Annotated in this window: 15 protein-coding genes; 9 read left to right on the top strand and 6 right to left on the bottom strand. The window is 56.6% G+C overall.

Annotated elements, in window-relative coordinates:
* Entirely contained in the window at positions 1-444 is a 444-nt protein-coding gene (locus NCG89_RS01860) for a universal stress protein (RefSeq protein WP_251088075.1), read from the bottom strand.
* 270 nt (positions 445-714) lie between these two features.
* On the opposite strand from NCG89_RS01860, the gene NCG89_RS01855 reads away from it, so the two are divergent.
* From NCG89_RS01855 to NCG89_RS01835, 5 genes are all read left to right on the top strand, one after another.
* Entirely contained in the window at positions 715-1,212 is a 498-nt protein-coding gene (locus tag NCG89_RS01855; RefSeq protein ID WP_251088074.1) for a hypothetical protein, read from the top strand.
* On the top strand, positions 1,205-1,474 hold the full coding sequence (locus tag NCG89_RS01850; RefSeq protein WP_251088073.1) for a DUF1653 domain-containing protein: 270 nt from the start codon (positions 1,205-1,207) through the stop codon (positions 1,472-1,474). Before NCG89_RS01855 ends, NCG89_RS01850 begins: the two co-directional genes overlap by 8 nt.
* 116 nt (positions 1,475-1,590) lie before the next feature.
* On the top strand, positions 1,591-4,251 hold the full coding sequence (gene topA / locus NCG89_RS01845; RefSeq protein ID WP_251088072.1) for a type I DNA topoisomerase: 2,661 nt from the start codon (positions 1,591-1,593) through the stop codon (positions 4,249-4,251).
* Positions 4,252-4,268: 17 nt separating this feature from the next.
* Positions 4,269-4,754: a hypothetical protein gene (locus NCG89_RS01840; protein ID WP_251088071.1), complete on the top strand. Its 486-nt coding sequence runs from the start codon at positions 4,269-4,271 to the stop codon at positions 4,752-4,754.
* Positions 4,755-4,958: 204 nt separating this feature from the next.
* Positions 4,959-5,243, top strand: a complete 285-nt coding sequence (locus NCG89_RS01835; RefSeq protein ID WP_251088070.1) for a hypothetical protein — start codon at positions 4,959-4,961, stop codon at positions 5,241-5,243.
* Positions 5,244-5,266: 23 nt separating this feature from the next.
* Here NCG89_RS01835 and NCG89_RS01830 read toward each other — a convergent pair whose 3' ends face one another.
* The 3 genes from NCG89_RS01830 to NCG89_RS01820 all read right to left on the bottom strand — a co-directional run bounded on the left by NCG89_RS01830 (position 5,267) and on the right by NCG89_RS01820 (position 6,882).
* Positions 5,267-5,755: a hypothetical protein gene (locus NCG89_RS01830; protein ID WP_251088069.1), complete on the bottom strand. Its 489-nt coding sequence runs from the start codon at positions 5,753-5,755 to the stop codon at positions 5,267-5,269.
* Positions 5,755-6,357 carry a transcriptional repressor LexA gene (gene lexA / locus NCG89_RS01825; protein WP_251088068.1) on the bottom strand — a complete coding sequence of 201 codons (603 nt, stop codon included), beginning with the start codon at positions 6,355-6,357 and terminating at the stop codon, positions 5,755-5,757. Before lexA ends, NCG89_RS01830 begins: the two co-directional genes overlap by 1 nt.
* Positions 6,358-6,564: 207 nt before the next feature.
* On the bottom strand, positions 6,565-6,882 hold the full coding sequence (locus tag NCG89_RS01820) for a DUF6763 family protein (RefSeq protein WP_251088067.1): 318 nt from the start codon (positions 6,880-6,882) through the stop codon (positions 6,565-6,567).
* A 264-nt stretch (positions 6,883-7,146) separates the two neighbouring features.
* On the opposite strand from NCG89_RS01820, the gene NCG89_RS01815 reads away from it, so the two are divergent.
* Together NCG89_RS01815 and NCG89_RS01810 are read left to right on the top strand one after the other, a co-directional pair.
* Positions 7,147-8,274, top strand: a complete 1,128-nt coding sequence (locus tag NCG89_RS01815; RefSeq protein ID WP_251088066.1) for a mechanosensitive ion channel family protein — start codon at positions 7,147-7,149, stop codon at positions 8,272-8,274.
* Entirely contained in the window at positions 8,264-9,013 is a 750-nt protein-coding gene (locus NCG89_RS01810) for an S-methyl-5'-thioinosine phosphorylase (RefSeq protein ID WP_251088065.1), read from the top strand. Before NCG89_RS01815 ends, NCG89_RS01810 begins: the two co-directional genes overlap by 11 nt.
* 6 nt (positions 9,014-9,019) lie before the next feature.
* Here NCG89_RS01810 and NCG89_RS01805 read toward each other — a convergent pair whose 3' ends face one another.
* Both NCG89_RS01805 and mfd read right to left on the bottom strand, forming a co-directional pair.
* Positions 9,020-9,814 carry a CsiV family protein gene (locus tag NCG89_RS01805; RefSeq protein WP_251088064.1) on the bottom strand — a complete coding sequence of 265 codons (795 nt, stop codon included), beginning with the start codon at positions 9,812-9,814 and terminating at the stop codon, positions 9,020-9,022.
* A gap of 50 nt (positions 9,815-9,864) precedes the next feature.
* Positions 9,865-13,329, bottom strand: coding sequence for a transcription-repair coupling factor (gene mfd, locus NCG89_RS01800; protein ID WP_432757879.1), 3,465 nt, complete (start codon positions 13,327-13,329; stop codon positions 9,865-9,867).
* A 320-nt stretch (positions 13,330-13,649) separates the two neighbouring features.
* On the opposite strand from mfd, the gene NCG89_RS01795 reads away from it, so the two are divergent.
* Together NCG89_RS01795 and NCG89_RS01790 are read left to right on the top strand one after the other, a co-directional pair.
* Complete coding sequence (locus NCG89_RS01795; RefSeq protein WP_432757895.1) at positions 13,650-15,041, top strand: glyceraldehyde-3-phosphate dehydrogenase; 1,392 nt, start codon at positions 13,650-13,652, stop codon at positions 15,039-15,041.
* 223 nt (positions 15,042-15,264) lie between these two features.
* Positions 15,265-16,605 (top strand): Na(+)-translocating NADH-quinone reductase subunit A, encoded by a 1,341-nt coding sequence (locus NCG89_RS01790; RefSeq protein WP_251088061.1) that lies wholly within the window; start codon positions 15,265-15,267, stop codon positions 16,603-16,605.
* Position 16,606: the final 1 nt, after the last annotated feature.

Genomic DNA, 16,606 nt, shown 5'->3' with positions numbered 1-16,606 from the left:
TCAGTCAGTTTTTTTGCCGACCCGCACCGCCAACACATCGCAGGTGGCGCCATGAAGTACGCCGTTGGCGGTGGAGCCGAGCAGCAGGGCCAAACCCTTGCGGCCGTGGCTACCGACAATAATCAAGTCTGCGCCGAGCTCCTGGCTGAGCTGGTGGATTTGCTGGTCAGGCTGGCCTACCAGCACATGGCGTCGCTCGGCAGACACCTGAAAATGCTCACCGAAGGATTTCATGCCCGCCTCAGCCTGTTCTTGCAGCTGTTCCTGAATGCTGGCGAAATCCATTGGAATGTCACCGCCATAGGCCATGCTCAGTGGCTCAACAACATGGGCCAAATGCAGTTCGGCGGTGTGATGTTTTGCCATTCCGGCCGCGCGTTCCAGGACGGGCTTGGCCTCTTCAGAGAGGTCGATGGCGGCGATGATCTTTTGATAATTTGGCATGGGTGCTTCTCCTGGAGTTTGCGGGCGAGGCGAATCTGGCTCTCGATCTTTAAAACTCGCTATCGGTAAAAACAGGTTAGCGCGTAAATCGCTGTCTGTGGTGACGTGAATCAAATCTTTAGAGATTGTTGGCGATTTTGAATGTCAGTCAATTTATTCACGCGGGGCTTGGGTACAATCCGGGCTCGTTGTGAACAAGCACTGCGCCCGCCCGCAGCGGGTTATTGGGATACTGGGCTACACTAAACGGCCGAAAACAGGGAGATAAAAATGGGATGGTTGATTGGTATCGCCGTCATCGCCTTTATGCTGGCACCGATAATCTGGATTTTGCCGAGCCCCCGACAGCAGCGGCAAACTCGCCTGCGCGAAGCGGCGCGCCTGAAGGGGCTTCAGGTCAGGGTGACGACGCTTCCTCAGACCCGGCGGCAGCGGGTCCGCCGGGAGGCGCAGGAGAGAGTGGTGAGCTACACCCGGCCCATTCACAATCGCCAGCCCGGCAATCGCTGGATTCTCTGGTTGACACCCCAGGATGAGCCCCAGGATGACGAGCTGGCCGTCGACGACCCCTTGCGGGAGATTATTGGCCAGCAGCGTTTTCCTGAGGATGCGGAGTTGCTGGAGTATACCGGTCTGGGATTGAGCCTCTATTGGCGCGAGCGCCGGGCAGACAAACAGACGGTTGAAGCGTTGTCGCAGGTCCTTGAAATCATCATTCGCGATGGCGGTCTTGAGACAAAAAAGGGGGAGGCGGTGATCAATGCCTGAAGTCACAGGTGACATGTTGAGTGAAATGGCGCTGGGGCCAGCCCCGGGTAAATACCGGCACTATAAAGGAGGGCTGTACGAGGTCTACGGCACAGCTCGTCACAGTGAGACGGGTGAAGTGGTGGTGGTATATCGGCCGCTCTACGGCGAGCGCGAACTCTGGGTGAGACCAAGCCAGATGTTCTTGGAATATGTTGAAATTGATGGGGAAAAAATTCTTCGATTTGAAAGGGTTAGCGACGATATGGAAAGCTCGTTATAGTTTGGTTGTGGCTTTTACTTGTCGCGAATGTCCTTGACCCCCGGATTTTGAACACTTATATATGTCGCCTCGCCAGCCGCTGGCGTCGCAGATTCAACGAATTGTAGAAGGACACTATGGCCAAATCTCTCGTTATTGTGGAGTCACCCGCCAAGGCCAAGACCATTAACAAGTATTTGGGCGCGGATTTCGTCGTGAAATCCAGCGTGGGTCATATTCGGGATTTGCCGACCAGTGGCAGCAATTCCAAGCCGGTCGACCCCAAGGCGCGGGCTAAAGCAGCGGCCGAAACCCGCAAAATGTCCGCCGAGCAGAAAGAAATTCATAAAAAGAAGAAGGCCAAACAGCAGTTGGTCAGCCGGATGGGGGTGGACCCGGAAAACGGTTGGGCTGCCCACTATGAAATACTGCCCGGCAAAGAAAAAGTGGTTAGCGAGCTGAAAAAGCTGGCCGAAAAAGCCGACACCATTTACCTCGCGACGGACCTTGACCGGGAGGGAGAGGCGATCGCCTGGCACCTACGTGAGGCGATTGGCGGAGACGAGTCACGTTATCGCCGGGTGGTGTTCAACGAGATTACCAAAAAGGCGATCAAAGAAGCCTTCGAGCGTCCGGCTGAACTGGATATTGATCGGGTTAATGCCCAGCAGGCGCGGCGTTTTCTGGACCGGGTTGTTGGCTATATGGTGTCGCCACTGCTGTGGGCGAAAATTGCCAGAGGCCTGTCAGCTGGCCGCGTGCAGTCAGTTGCGGTTCGACTGATTGTTGAGCGGGAAAAGGAAATTCGCGCCTTTGTGCCCGAGGAATATTGGCAAGTGTTTGCCGACACCAAGGCAGATGCCGGGGCGCTGCGGCTGGAGGTGAAAAAGCAGGGCGGCGAAAACTTCCGTCCCGGCGATGAGACCAGTGCGATGGCAGCGGTGGCGGCCCTCCAGGAAAGCCAATTTGAGGTTGCCGCGAGAGAGGACAAACCCACTCGCTCCAAACCAGGGGCGCCTTACATCACATCTACCCTGCAACAGGCCGCCAGCACGCGGCTGGGGTTTGGGGTGAAGAAAACCATGATGCTGGCTCAGCGGCTTTACGAGGCGGGCTACATCACTTACATGCGTACCGACTCGACCAACCTTAGCCAGGAGGCGGTGCAGGCCTGTCGAGAGTACATCGGCAATAATTTTGCCAAGGCCTATCTGCCGGATGCGCCCCTGTCTTACAGCAGTAAAGAAGGCGCGCAGGAGGCTCACGAGGCGATCCGTCCCTCGGATGTCAATGTACAGCCGACCCAGCTTCAGGGAATGGAACGCGACGCTGAGCGGCTATACACACTGATTTGGCGGCAATTTGTGGCGTGTCAGATGGCGCCGGCCGAATTTACCAGCACCTCGGTGGTGGTCAATGCTGGCGACTTTGAGTTGCGCACCCGGGGTCGCGTGGTCCGCTTTGATGGCTTTATGGCAGTGCAGCCGCCCATGCAGAGCAAAAAAGACGAAGATCAGGTACTACCCGATGTCAAAGTCGGCGATGCCCTGAAGCTGGTCAAAGTCGATCCCAGTCAGCACTTCACCAAGCCAGCCCCGCGCTACTCCGAAGCGGCGCTGGTCAAAGAGCTTGAAAAACGTGGTATTGGCCGGCCTTCAACTTACGCCTCCATCATTTCGACGATCCAGGATCGGGGCTACGTCAAAGTAGAGAGTCGTCGTTTTTACGCTGAAAAGATGGGCGATATCGTTACTGATCGCCTGGTCGAAAGCTTTAGCAATCTGCTCGATTATGGCTTTACCGCACGCATGGAGGAGTCCCTCGATAGCGTGGCTTCGGGCGATAAGGATTGGAAAAAGCTGCTCGATGAATTCTATAGCGCCTTTCAGCAGGCCCTGGAAACCGCGGAGGCAGATGGCCCCAAGGGGATGCGCAGCAACCAGCCGACCGAGACCGATATTAGCTGCCCAAATTGCTCCCGTCCCATGCAGATTCGCACCGCCAGCACCGGGGTATTTCTGGGTTGTTCGGGATACGCATTGCCGCCCAAGGAGCGTTGCAAGCAAACAATCAATCTCGTTCCCGGTGAAGAGTTCGTCAGCATCGATAGCGAAGATGACGAGGCGGAATCCAAGGTACTGCGCAGCAAGCACCGCTGCAAGATCTGCAATGCCGCCATGGAAAGCTACCTGATTGATGAAGGTCGCAAGTTGCATATCTGTGGCAACAACCCCGATTGTGCCGGCTTTGAAATTGAGAAGGGCGCCTTCAAAATCAAGGGCTATGAAGGACCGACCATCGAATGCGACAAGTGCGGGTCGGAAATGCAATTGAAGACCGGTCGTTTCGGCAAGTATTTTGGCTGTACCAGCGAAAGCTGTAAAAACACCCGGAAGTTGCTCAAGAACGGCGAGCCCGCGCCGCCGAAGATGGATCCGGTCGACATGCCCGAACTCCAGTGCGAGAAAGTCGACGACCACTACGTCCTGCGCGACGGTGCTTCGGGGCTGTTTCTGGCCGCCAGTGGCTTCCCGCGTAATCGGGAGACCCGCGCGCCCTTGGTGAAGGAGATTCTTCCTCACAAGGCCGAGATTGATCCTAAGTACACTTTCTTGTTCTCTGCGCCGGTGCAGGATGACGAGGGCAGGGACACGGTTATTCGCTACAGCCGCAAGAGCAAAGAGCAGTATGTCCAGTCTGAAGTCGACGGTAAGCCATCGGGCTGGTCGGCCTTTTACGAGGGTGGCAAATGGCAGGTGCGGGATAAAAACGCCAAAGCCAAAAAGTCGGCCAAGTAACCGGAGGGACACGCGCAATGAGAGAGTCCTATCGCGGGCAGTGCAATCTGCATACCCATTTTGCCAAGCAGTTTCTCGCCGCCCTTGCAGAGGAGGGCGGCGCCCACTGGGGTGGCCATTACCCCAGGGCGATGGCCGATGCGGTGGTTTGGCAATTACAGCTGGCCTACCGCGCCCACCTTGCCGATATGATCACCCAACAGCCTAAATTTCCTCAGCAATTGCCTGCCGGAAATTACTTTGCCCGGGATTTTGAAGGCCGAGAGATGCCGCCGGAAATCGTGGAGCTGGCCGACCGGGAGCGCCACACCGCTTGGCTCAAGGCCATGGTGAGCGAGACTTTTATCAATGCGCCGGGCGCGGTAATGACGGCGGAAGTTTCTGGTCTGATCGCCCGGGACAGCCTGGCCACCCACTCCCGCGACGTGGATGAGTTGCAACAGTGGTACGACGAATTGCTCAGTATCATCAATCGCCACCGGGCGACGCTGATGGAGTACTGAGGGTCGCAAAATCGAGGTGCCGCGCACCGCTGCGCCTGACCGCCATCACCATCTTTCCTTGCCTGTCCCCCGTCAGTGGGCGTAGTCTGAAAGCAGCGCGTGTAAGCCAAGTGCCACGCCGCCCATTTTGCAGGCCAGCAAAATTAGCAGCGTTGCAATGCCATTTGGTACACTACCGGCTACGGCGCCTGATGAGGGGCCTCAATGACCAAGGAATCGTTTGTGCTGTCATATCTTGAATTGGTGGAATTAGCGAACGGCGATATCGTCCTGCAGAAAGCAGAGAGTGACGAGAAGCCCTTGCTTGTAATCCAGTTTTCCGACGAAACTCGGCGTCATATCACCGGATCTTGCCTGGAGGTAGCCCGCGCTATGGTTCAGGCAGGGCTTGAAGCCGCTGCGGTGATGGACGATGAGGCGGCCTTGAACGCCGAGGAAGAAGACGAAGTCGACACCCTCGACATGGACACATCAAAGACCCTGCATTAATTACCAATGGGTGCCGGGCGTCATTACGCCATTCGAATAATCAGGCACTCTGCACTGCCCGCCCGGGCGGCATCTGACAACAATTTCTGCTGAGCGCTGCTGAGCGTCTCGCTAACCAGCAAGGCAACGGTATGGCTGCGGCCTGTTTCCAGCGCCCTGGCAGCGATTTGGCAAAGATTGTCGTTCTGGGCAACCACCTGAAGAATTCGCTGGCCTCTGAGGCTGCTGCCGGCGTCGAGCAGGGGTTTCAGGGGGCGAGGTCCAACCCAGCATACCCAGCGTTGATCCGAGCTACCGCTCAACTCCAGCAACACTCCGGCAAGCAGGGCTTTGGCCATATGGCTGTTGCCTGTCAATTTGATTTCGTTCAGACCGCTGGCCTGGTCCAGCATGTTGGCTTCATCTGGCTTGCTAGACTCGCGCCGCTCTGGACGGGGCGCGCTGAGGGCAGCACTGCTGTTGGTGTTGGCGTGATCTTGATACAAAGACAGCTGTTCAATGTTAGACATCATTAATTCCCCCGGCGCAGTACGCCAACACTGAGCCCTTCGATAGCAAAATCCTGCTCACGCAGGTCTACTTCAATGGGCGCGTAGTCATCGTTCTCGGCAATCAGGCTGATCTGATACTTGTTCTTGTGCTGCTTGAAGCGTTTTACCGTTACTTCATCATCAATGCGCGCCACCACAATCTGGCCGTTCAGCGCGGTGTTACAACGGTGCACGGCCAGTAAGTCGTCATTGAAAATACCGATGTTGATCATGCTGTCGCCGCGAACACGAAGAAAGTAGTCCGCGCTGGGAGAAAAGATCGAAGCGGGCATATCGCAGTAATCTTCAATATTTTGCTCTGCCAGAATGGGGTTACCCGCTGCAACCCGGCCAATGATAGGAATGCCCTGTGACTCCGGCAGGCGAATGCCCCGGGAGGCGCCGGCAATAATTTCGATTGCTCCCTTTCTGGCCAGGGCCTTGAGGTGCTCTTCGGCAGCATTGGCTGAGCGAAAGCCGAGTTCCCTGGCGATATCGGCCCGGGTGGGTGGGTAGCCAGTGTCATCAATATGGTTGCGGATAAGTTGCAGAACCTGAGCCTGTCTTGCGGTTAGCTTTTCCATATTTGCGCTGTCTCGGTATCTGGTTATCTATACAGTACCTGTGAGTATATACAGTAATCACAGGTGTGCAACCTTCTTTTTGCGACAAGCACTACAGCAAGCTGGAGGCGAGTTGCTGCGTGGGATGGCAAGGGGTGCTGGCGATGAAAACAGCGCGGCAGGCCCGCCGAAGATGGCGGGAGCAGGGAGGGAGAGTCGGGGCCTTACTCAGTAATCGTCGAGAATCCCGTTAATGACGTCGGACTCGATTTCATTGAGCGGGCTGGTCCACGTTTCTGGAACAATGGTGTCGTCCCAATCGCGGAAGTCGTCGTCGCTCAACTCAAAGGCGTTGCGCCAATCTTCCGGTTCTTCAATGGCTTCCAGTGTCAGCTGACGCCAGCTCTCGCTGTCGTATTCGCACAGCTCGCCATCAATGAGCTGAGCATCGACTGTGCCCATATCGTCGATGGCAACCACCTCAAATACCTGTCCCATCTCAAGTTCTTTGTACCAGCGTCCTACCTGTGGTCTTACAGCGGCCATATTGTTTCCTCCAACATGCGAGCCTGAACTAACGCTAACACAGCTACTGTGTTAGCCGAGTCTGTATTTTCCCGAGGTGCTTCGATGCTAATACCCAAAAGACAAAAAGCGTGAATTCGCTTTATTTACACCTGTTATTTTTGTGTATGGGTCAAACTTAATCTTCCTGTCCCAAAAAAGTAATGGGTTTTTTAGGCTGGTTTTTTATATATTTGCCACCCTTAGTAAGCAATCTGAATAACCGGGCAGCGGAGGTAGCAGGGCATGTTGCAGCAGTGGTGGGCCGAATATCAGCCAGAACAGTATCCCTGGATGGGCGAGGTCATTATCGCGGTGCTGGTCGTGTTGAGCGCCAATCTGCTGTTGAGCGCTTTTTTGCGACGCCTGGCGGTGCGATTTGCCCGAACCCACAACCTGTGGGACGACTCCTTGCTGGAAGCCAGCCGCCGGCCTTTGATCCTCATGCTCTGGGCGGTGGGCGCGAGCTACGTGTTGGAGGTGGTGGGCAATTCCACCGATGCTGAAATTTTCCCGCTGCTGTCCTCGGCTCGTGCAATGGGGGTGGTCCTGATTCTGGCCTGGTTCCTGGTGTCGCTGGTGCGTCAGGTCGAGCGGCGCCTGCTGTCGGACGAATACCGCAACGCCGATGAGCCGGTCGATCAAACCACGGTGATGGCGCTGGGCAAGCTGGTGCGCAGCACGGTGATCATCGTGGCCAGCCTCATGGTGCTGCAAAACCTCGGGTACAGCATTTCCGGTGTGCTGGCTTTTGGCGGGATTGGGGGCATTGCCGTGGGCTTTGCGGCGAAAGACCTGCTGTCGAACTTCTTTGGCGGCTTGATGATTTATCTGGATCGACCCTTTTCGGTCGGTGAGTGGATTCGCTCGCCGGACAAAGATATTGAAGGGACGGTGGAGAATATCGGCTGGCGGCTGACCCGCATTCGCACTTTTGACTCACGGCCGCTCTATGTACCCAACGCGACCTTTGCCCAAATTGCGGTGGAAAATCCCTCCCGGATGCTCAATCGGCGGATTTACGAAACCATTGGTGTTCGCTACCAGGATGCCGACCTGATGCCGGAAATTATTCGCCGGGTGAAGGCAATGTTGGAGGACCACCCCGATATCGACCTGGGCCGCACCCTGATAGTCAACTTCAACAAGTACAATGCCTCCTCCCTCGATTTTTTCATTTATACCTTTACCAAGACCCGGGATTGGGTGGAGTATCACGCCGTTAAGCAGGATGTGTTGCTCCAGGTGATGGCCATTATTCATGAACTGGGTGCCGATGTGGCTTACCCGACCACCACGTTGAAAATCGATCCCATCGCATTCGCAAATCAATCTGAATCAGCAATTGAAGGCAGGCAAACTCATGGCGCATAAAGTGGCGGTGATAGGTGGAACCGGATTGTGCGATTGGCCCGGGGTACAGCCCGGTAAAGTTCGCCGGATCAATACCGTGTATGGGGCGCCCAGCGCCGATTTGCAGTCACTGCAGTTTGATGACCTGGAGTTTTTGTTTTTGCCCCGTCATGGCGGCAAGCACTCGATTCCGCCGCACAAAATTAACTACCGGGCCAATTTGTCGGCGCTGCACTCTGTTGGCGTTACCCAGATTCTCGCAGTGAACGCAGTGGGCGGCATTGGCAGCCGCTTTGGCTCGGGGGTGATCGCTATTCCCGATCAGCTCAATGATTACACCTGGGGTCGGGAGCACACCTTCTTTGACGGCGAAGATGGCGCGGTTGAGCATATTGATTTTAGCTACCCTTACAGTGAATCGCTGCGTCAGCAGCTGATCAGTGCGGCCCAAACACTGGCGATGCCCATTGTCCCCGAGGGATGTTATGCGGCAACCCAGGGGCCACGACTAGAAACCGCAGCGGAGATACGGCGCCTGGCGCGTGATGGTAATGATCTGGTTGGAATGACCGGTATGCCCGAGGCGGCATTGGCGCGGGAGCTGGAGATGGACTACGCCTCGGTATGCCTGGTGGTGAATCCCGCTGCGGGAGAGACTGAGGCATTAATCACCATGGATGACATCCGCCGCGTGCTGGATACCGGCATGGCGCAGGTAAAGCAATTGCTGGCGGCGAGTCTGCGGCGTTTGCAAGTGTAAGCGCCCCTACGGTGTGGGCTCCTGAGGCGCGGCTTCAACAGGCGGCAAATCGTCGGCGTTGCTGATCATTACCAGCACACCAAACAAGGGATGATCGAGGAAGTGCAATTCGCCACTGCGCAGACGGCGTTCCTGATTCATGACCACGATGCGATTAATCGGCGTGGCGTTGGCCACTGGCGCCGGGCTGGCAGTGCCGGAATCCGCTGTATCTGGTCCTTGCTCAATGTCGAGATCATCGGCCGCAAATAAACTGTCAAAGTCGGGTTCGACCGGCTCATTGGCGCCGGGCTTGTAAGGCGGCATGGGGAGATAATAATTGCCACCGTTGCCGCCAAAGCGGGTAAACCACAAGTCGGTGCTGATGTAGAGGTAGCGCTCTACGGCGACTTTGATATAGCCCTCTAGCTCGAAATGCTCGCCACTGGGGTCGCCGCCCTGAATAACAATGGCAGGTGCCCGGCTGCGCTTGGTCAAGGTTTGTCGCCAGCTCGCCTGAATCAGCTTGCGATATCGGGATGACAGGCTCATCGACTTGAGGGTTTTGGCGAACTCGGGCGCAACCGTGGCGACGCGGGTGATTTCTCGGTCCGTGCTGCCCACCGGCGGGAGCGCCCGCCAGTTGCTGGGATAGCGCAGGCGGAGGTTGTCGGGCCAGTTTTCTGAAAATGCCGCACTGGGGTCATTGTTGGCGTACACCAACAAGTCAATCTGGAATTCTCTCTCTTTGGCGCTGACGGTAACCGGCAGCACCAGTATCAGCAGCAGTCCCAGCGTTATTTTCAATCGCAGTGTGCTCATTGGCATTTTGTGTCCAGTAGGCGGCGGCAGTTACTATCGCAGTTATCGCTTTAGGGTTCCAGCTTGTCCAGCAAATCTTCTATATATTCAAAACGTTGCGCTGGACTTTCCAAGTCGGCTTTGCATTTTAATGCAGTGGCGCCGTCGAATTGATATTCCGTGGGAGAGGCCTGCACCAGCTTCACCAGCTTCAGCGGATCGACCTGGGTTCGCTCACTGAACTCCACCCGGCCACCCCCGGCCGAAAATTCCATTTTGCTAATGCCCAGCGCGGCGCCGCGCTGGCGCAGCTCCGATACCCGGAACAGGTTCTTGGTTTGGTCTGGGAGCAGGCCGAAGCGATCAATCATCTCTACTTGCAGCTCGCGCAACTCATCGGTCGTTTTAGCGCTGGCAATGCGTTTGTAGATCATCAGGCGGCTCTGCACGTCGGGCAGGTAATCATCTGGGATGAGCGCGGGCAGGCGCAGGTTGATATCCACATTGTCTTCGCTGCTGTTCTCCAAATCGACGGTACGTCCGGACTTAATGGCATTTACCGCCCGGTCGAGCATATCCATATACAGAGTGAAACCGATCGAGTGGATCTGGCCGCTTTGTTCCTCGCCCAACAACTCCCCAGCGCCCCGAATTTCCATGTCGTGGGTAGCCAGGGTAAAACCGGCACCGAGGTCGTCAGCTTCGCTGATGGCCTGAAGTCGCTTTTGTGCATCCACGGTGAGCTGTTTCGTGGGCGGGGTGAGCAGATAGGCGTAGGCCTGATGGTGGGAGCGGCCGACTCGTCCGCGAAGCTGGTGCAACTGGGCCAGGCCGAACTTATCGGCCCGGTCAATGATGATGGTGTTGGCGTTGGGTACGTCGATGCCGGTTTCTATGATGGTCGAACACAGCAGCACGTTGTGGCGGCGGTGATAAAAATCGCTCATCACCTGTTCCAGGTCGCGCTCGCGCATCTGCCCATGGCCAATGCCAATGCGCAGCTCGGGGAGCATCTCTTGGAGATCCCGGGCAACCTTGTTGATGGTTTTGACTTCGTTGTGGAGGTAGTACACCTGACCGCCCCGCAGAATTTCCCGAAGGATGGCCTCTTTGACCAGGGCGTCATCTCGCTCGCGAACAAAGGTCTTTACCGACAGTCGCCGGGCCGGTGGGGTGGCTATGATGGACAGATCCCGAATCCCCGACATGGACATATTCAGGGTGCGGGGAATCGGCGTGGCGGTGAGGGTGAGAATATCTACCTCGGCTCTCAGGTTCTTTAGCGCTTCCTTTTGGCGAACGCCAAAGCGGTGCTCCTCATCGATAATCACCAGCCCCAGCTCCCGGTATTTAATTTCGCTGCTGAGCAGCTTGTGGGTGCCAATCAAAATATCGACCTTGCCGTCGGCCAGACCCTCAAGCACGCTTTTTTGCTCGCTGGCACTGCGAAAGCGGGACAGTACCTCGACGGTGACTGGCAGATCGGCAAAGCGGTCGCGAAAGGATTCAAAATGCTGTTGGGCGAGCAGGGTGGTGGGCACCAGAACCACCACCTGACTGTTGTTCTGTACTGCCACAAAGGCGGCCCGCACGGCCACCTCGGTTTTGCCAAAGCCCACATCCCCACAGACAAGTCTGTCCATGGGTTGGGTGGCCTTCATGTCGGTGATGACTGCCTCAATGGCTGTTTTCTGATCCGGGGTCTCTTCAAAGGGGAAGGCTTCGGCAAACAGCTGGTAGTCGGTCTCGTCCAGGGTGAAGGAGCGTCCCTGACGGGCGCCGCGTTTGGCATAGATATCGAGTAGCTCGGCTGCCACGTCGCGAATTTTCTCGGCGGCTTTGCGTTTGGCGCGGCTCCACTGGTCGGAACCCAGGCGATGGAGAGGCGCGTGATCTTCGTCGCTGCCGCTGTAGCGGCTGATCAGGTGCAGGTTGCTCACCGGCACGTAAAGTTTAGCCCCCTCGGCGTACTCCAAGGTCAGGAATTCGTTGGCCTCGCGATCAACATCCAAGGTTTGCAGGCCGAGATAGCGGCCGACCCCGTGGTCGGCATGCACGACGGGTGCACCGGGGCGCAGCTCGGCCAGATTGCGCACCACCAGATCGGGATTGGCGGCGGGCTTTTTGCGGCGCCGGTCTTGGGATACTCGTCGGCCGAACAGTTGGGATTCAGATACCAGTGCAAAGCGGGGGGCTTGGTCGCAGCTGAATCCCCCTTCGAGGGGGGCCACGGTGATCCCCAAGGGGTGCTGGCTGGCTTTGAAGTCCTTCCAGGATGAAAACTCGGCAACATCCATTTTCTGGCGGCGCAGCAGATCTCGCAGGGCTTCCCGGCGGCCAGCTGACTCGGCGCACAGCAGTAGGCGGCGAGTGCTGGCATAGGCTTTGAGCGGCGCGATGGGGTCGTCTGATTTTGCGTCCACCGCAAGGGCGGGACCGTCTTCAAAGGGGAAGTCAAAGCCGCCACTCTCTGTGGCCTGGCTGTTGGCACAGAGGGTGATTCTGGGATAGGGCTTCAGGTTGGCAAACAGCTCGGGCACCGGCTGAAAGATGCTTGATGGCGGCAGTACCGGCCTTTGCAGGTCGCCCTGGCGTTGTTCGAAGCGCTGGTTGATGTCCTGCCAATAGTGTTGGGCGGCGTCTTCAACGCCGGCTTCGGTGATCAGTTTTACCCCTTCAGGCAGGTAATCGAAGAGCGTTGAGGTCTGTTCAAAAAACAGGCTCAGGTAGTACTCCACACCTGCCGGGGCGATGCCATCGCTGACGTCCTGATACAGGTTGCATTTACGGTGGTCGACGTCGAAGCGCTCATGCCATTGGCGGCGAAACAGAGCGATGCCAGTCTCGTCGAGGGGAAATTCTTTGGCCGGCAGCAGATCGACCTCGTCGACCCGCGCCGTGCCCCGTTGGGTCTCCGGATCAAACTCGCGAATGCTGTCGATTTCGTCGTCCAGCAACTCGATGCGCAGCGGCTGGCCAGAGCCCATTGGAAAGATATCGAGGATGGCTCCCCGCAGGGCGTATTCACCGTGCTGATACACGGTGGTGGCGTTGCGGTAGCCGCTGCGCTCAAGCTGCAGGCGCAGCTCGCCGAGGTCCAGGGTCGCGCCGACCTTAAGCTGCAGGCTGTGCTGGGCGACGTAGGTGGGCGGCGCCAAACGCTGCATCAGCGTGGTGATTGGAACGATCAACACCCCCCGCTTCCAGGCGGGCAGCCGGCTCAAGGTTTTGAGCCGATCGGAGATGATGTCTTCGTGCGGCGAGAAGTTATCGTAGGGCAGGGTTTCCCAGTCGGGTAATAACTGCACGTTCGAGGTAGTGAAAAAGGCCAACGCCTGCTCAAGCTGGTAGGCCGATGCCGAGTTTCGGCACACCACCAACAGTGGCGAGTCGGTGTCTTCGCAGAGGCTGGCAATGATCAGGCCCCGGGCGGCGCTGGGCAGGTGGCCCCAGCGCTGGTTATCTTGCCAAGGTGTCGGCGTGGCGGGCAGTGTAATCACAGGTCGCTGAATTCTGTCAGGTGAAAAACGAGGCATTGTAACTGGTTGCGCCCGCTGCCGTAACAGCTGCGTTGTCGGCTGCTGTTGGCAATTGTTTGAGTGGGGTTCAATAAGTGCGCTGTCGCACCTCTGTTCCAGCTTGTTTGGCAGCAAAGCCAAAATTTTTATCGCTTGCCACCGATCTATTAGGTGATTGCTACTGAGTGACAGTTGAACTGAACGACCGTAATAAAGATAATACGCGCACTATTTTCTCCCGCCGCAAGCACAAAGGTACAGCCGTGACTGAAAGAAGACGTGAGCGTCCCGATGATTACTTCGCCGATTGGAAAGAACGCGAAGCTCTCGCAGAGGGGATGATTCCCCTGATTGGTAAACTCTACCGGACCAATAACGTAAAAACCTACATCTATGGAAAGAACCTGGTAAACCTTTCAGTTCTGGACATCATGCAAGCGCACCGCTTTGTGCGCCAGGTTGAGCAAAACGAGCTCTCCGAGTTTGAAACCTTCCCCGTCATTCGCGCACTTGCTTCTCTGGATCTGGGCACCGCCCACATTGATGCTGGCCGTATTGCGGTTAACTTTGAAGAGCAGGGCAAACCCGCTGGTAAATCGGTTGACGAGTTCGTTAAAGAGCAGGTCGCGGGCCTGATCGGCGGCTCGACTGAACCGGTTCGTCCACCCCGTGATGTCGTGCTCTACGGCTTCGGCCGTATCGGTCGTCTGATGGCACGACTGCTGATTGAGAAAGCCGGTGGTGGCGAAAACCTGCGTCTGCGAGCCGTTGTTGTTCGCCCAGGCGGCGCTGAGAACGACCTGGTGAAGCGCGCCAGCCTGCTGCGTCGTGACTCTGTCCACGGTCCCTTTGAGGGCACCATCCGGGTAGACGAAGAGCGCCAGTCCTTCGTTGCCAATGGCGTGGAGGTTAAGGTGATCTATGCGGCTTCTCCCGAAGAGGTCGATTACACCCAGTACGGTATCAACGATGCGATCGTGGTGGATAACACGGGCAAATGGCGCGACGCCGACGGTCTGTCAGTCCACTTGCGTTGCCCCGGGGTGTCCAAGGTGATTCTGACTGCGCCCGGCAAAGGCGATATGAAAAATATCGTTCACGGTATCAACAGCGACATTATCGAAGACAGCGATACCATTATCTCTGCCGCGAGCTGCACGACCAACGCCATCGCGCCACCACTGAAAGTGCTGGATGATCATTTTGGAATTGAAAGCGGTCACGTTGAGACCGTGCATTCCTACACCAATGACCAGAACCTGATCGATAACTATCATAAGGGCGATCGCCGCGGTCGCAGCGCGCCATTGAACATGGTTATTTCTGAAACCGGCGCGGCGAAGGCAGTGGGTAAAGTATTGCCCCAGTTGCTTGGTAAGTTGAGCGGCAATGCTATTCGGGTGCCAACGCCTAACGTTTCTCTGGCGATTCTGAAGCTGAACCTGAAGACCGCCACGACCAAAGACGAGTTGAATGAGTACATGCGCAAAGTGGCACTCCATTCGCCGTTGCGTAAGCAGATCGATTACTCCAACTCGCCTGAAGTCGTGTCCAGTGACTTTGTCGGTTCGCGTCATGCCTGTGTGTTTGATAGTGAAGCGACCATTGTGAACGGCACGTCTGCCGTTCTGTACTGCTGGTACGACAACGAGTTTGGTTACAGCTGCCAAGTACACCGCGTACTGGAGCAAATGGCTGGGGTGAACTACGCCGTTTATCCGAAGGAATAAGTCACAGGCCCGTCGATAGGGAGGGGGCGACGGGTAAGTGTCAGAATTGAAAGGCCCTCGTTGTGCGCAAGCGCGCTTATGGATGCCCTGTTAGTCAGGGCATCTGCGTAGCTGAAACAACGACTTTTTTGGGGCCGGTATCCACCCTCCCGGGGCGCTTCTCAACGCCCGAGATCGTGCAGAATTGCAATTTCGCGTTTAACCGTAAGAGTGTTACAACCTTATGACTACTATTAACAGGGGGCTAAACCTGCCTATTACCGGTGCGCCTGAACAGCGCATCGAGGCCGGGCCCAAAGTGCGATCTGTCGCCGTTATCGGCTTCGATTATGTGGGGATGAAACCGACTATGTCGGTGAAAGTGGGGGACCGGGTGAAAACCGGTCAACTGCTTTTTACCGATAAGAAAACCGAGGGTGTGCAATACACCGCGCCGGCGACCGGTGTTATCTCTGCAATCAATCGCGGTGAGAAGCGGGTGCTTCAATCGGTCGTGATTGATGTTGAAGAGGATGAATTTGAGAGCTTTTCGGCTTATAAGCCAAGCGAGCTTTCTTCTCTAAGCGCTGAGAAAGTAAAAGAAAACTTAGTTAGCTCCGGTTTGTGGACAGCGTTCCGCACGCGCCCTTTTAGCAAGGTGCCGGCACCGGCAACCGAGCCTACGGCGATTTTTGTCACGGCGATCGACACTCACCCACTGGCTGCTGATCCGGCGGTGGTGATTGCCGATGCCAAAGAGGATTTCACCAATGGCCTTGAGGTTATCGGACGTCTGACTTCCGGCAAGGTTTACCTCTGCGTTGCGCCCGATGCCGATATCCCCAGCCTGGATAACGACCAGCTTCATGTGAGCACCTTTGGCGGTGTTCATCCCGCAGGCTTGCCCGGCACCCATATTCATATGCTCGAAGGCGCCAGCCTGAAGCGGGTGATGTGGCACGTGGGTTATCAGGACGTGATCGCCATTGGCCGCCTGTTCACCACTGGTAAGCTGAACGCAGAGCGCGTTGTTGCCTTGGGCGGCCCTCAGGTCGACCAGCCTCGCTTGTTGCGTAGCCGCTTGGGCGCCAACCTGGAGGAGCTGGTTGCTGGCCAGGTGAAACCGGGGGATAACCGTCTCGTTTCGGGTTCGGTGCTAGGTGGTCGCACCGCCCGCGGCGCCGTTTGCTATCTGGGACGCTACCACAATCAGGTTAGCGTGCTGGCAGAGGGCAAAGAGCGCGAATTTATGGGCTGGCTGTCGCCGGGTGCCAAAAAGCATTCATCGCTGCGTATCTACTTGAGCCAGTTTCTCTCGCCCAAGGTGGCGTACACCACGAACACCAACGGCAGTGAGCGAGCCATGGTACCCGTGGGCGCGTACGAGAAAGTAATGCCGCTGGATATTTTGCCAACCCAGTTGCTGCGTTCATTGATTGTGGGTGATACCCAGATGGCCCAACAACTGGGCTGCCTGGAGCTGGATGAAGAAGATCTGGCCCTGTGTACCTACGTCTGTCCAGGCAAATACGAGTACGGTCCCATTTTGCGGGACAACCTGACTCGTATTGAGAAAGAGGGTTAAG

It is taken from the genome of Spongiibacter taiwanensis (assembly GCF_023702635.1).
GTDB lineage: Bacteria > Pseudomonadota > Gammaproteobacteria > Pseudomonadales > Spongiibacteraceae > Spongiibacter > Spongiibacter taiwanensis.
Note: the sequence above shows the minus strand (reverse complement) of the source record. Positions and strands in the feature narration are given on the sequence as shown.